The 1,386-nt window shown below is 75.1% G+C and carries 2 protein-coding genes; both read right to left on the bottom strand.

Annotated elements, in window-relative coordinates; genetic code table 11:
• Positions 1-69 precede the first annotated feature (69 nt).
• The gene (locus HGA02_RS19245) at positions 70-447 is read right to left on the bottom strand and encodes a YbaK/EbsC family protein (RefSeq protein ID WP_425483083.1); all 378 of its coding nucleotides are present in this window, start codon (positions 445-447) and stop codon (positions 70-72) included.
• Positions 444-983, bottom strand: coding sequence for a YbhB/YbcL family Raf kinase inhibitor-like protein (locus HGA02_RS19240; RefSeq protein WP_168680992.1), 540 nt, complete (start codon positions 981-983; stop codon positions 444-446). Before HGA02_RS19240 ends, HGA02_RS19245 begins: the two co-directional genes overlap by 4 nt.
• Between the last annotated feature and the right edge of the window lie 403 nt (positions 984-1,386).

Here is a 1,386-nt window from a genome sequence, read left to right as displayed (position 1 = left end):
GCTTGGGTGCGGTCCGGAGCGGGGGCCGGTCGGTCGTGGTGCCGACCGTGGGAGCCAGGGTGGTCATGGTCAGTCCCTCGCCTTCTGGTGCCGGACGTAGAAGAACGCCAGGACCATGGACAGCAGCCGCTTGACCGCGTTGTTGACGTCCGCCCGGGTCGTCGCCCGCACCACGGCCGCGGCGACGCGCTCCTCGCCCTCGCGGCGCCCCGCGACGAGCACGCAGTTCGCCGAGGCCGAGGGCGGCAGGTCGTAGGCGTCCGTGAGCGCCGCGGTGTCCGCCAGGTCGGGGTCGATCTCGGTGACCACCACGGCGTCCGCGACGCGGTCGTCGGCGGCGGCCCACGCCTCGACCGCGGCGCGCACCGGGTCGGCCAGCAGGTCGGGGCGGTCCAGCGCGCGCACCCAGGTCAGCGAGCCGAGCGTCGTCGTCGGGTCCGCCGTCACCGCTGGTACGTCCCGACGAGCACGGCACGCGCGAGCGTGTGGAAGACGACGGCGGTGTTCACCGCGCCGGGCATCGCGTCCGGGCCGACGCCGAGCGAGTCGGTGTCGAGCGCGTGCACGACGAAGAAGTACCGGTGCACCTGGTCGCCGGGCGGGGGAGCGGCGCCGACGTAGGCGGGCTCGCCGTCGTCGCCGCGCAGCGCGAAGGCCCCGTCGGGGAGCGTCGTGCTGCCGGCGGTCCCCGCGCCCGTCGCGAGCTCGGTCGTCGTCACGGGGACGTCCACGAGCGTCCAGTGCCACCAGCCGGCCGGGCCGGGCGCGTCCGGGTCGAAGCAGCTCACGACGAACGAGCGCGTCTCGGGCGGGAAGCCCGACCACGCCAGGTGCGGCGACACGTTGGCGCCGGCCGGGGTGTTGGTGTGCGCGTCGGGGAGGCGGTCTCCGTGCGTGATGTCGTCGCTGCGCAGCTCGAACGACGGCACCGCGGGCAGCAGCGAGTACGGGTCGGGGGCGACGGGGCGGGTCAGCGAGGTCATCGCGTCATCATCGCCCGACGAGGCCTGCGGTGCGCGCGGTCCGACGGTGCCCCGACGTCGACGCGGCGGTGCCCCGGGGGCTCCCGGGGGCGTCGCGATCGCCCGGGAGGGTGGCTCGGATTGACACGCCTCCGGGTGTCAGCGTCTACTGAGATACTTCGAACAGATGTTCGATCGAACGCGAGATCACGGACGTCATCGCAGGTCACAGCGGTGTCCGCGTGCTGGAGGTGGGTGCGGATGGCAGCGAGCGTGCTGTCCGAGCAGGCACGGGTCGAGCTGGCCCGGGCCGTGCTGGCGCACGCCGAGCTGCGGACCGGGGCGCGCAGCGTCCGGGTCGGGACGCACCCGGCCGAGCCGTCCGCGAGCCTCGGCGAGGGCACCCGGCACGGGGCGGGCACCG

Source organism: Cellulomonas septica, from assembly GCF_012396155.1.
Taxonomy (GTDB): Bacteria; Actinomycetota; Actinomycetes; order Actinomycetales; family Cellulomonadaceae; genus Cellulomonas; species Cellulomonas septica.
Note: the sequence above shows the minus strand (reverse complement) of the source record. Positions and strands in the feature narration are given on the sequence as shown.

What these genes read in the sequence shown, in the direction of transcription:
- HGA02_RS19240 (WP_168680992.1), bottom strand. Translation starts at nt 983, where the DNA reads ATGACCTCGCTGACCCGCCCCGTCGCCCCCGACCCGTACTCGCTGCTG.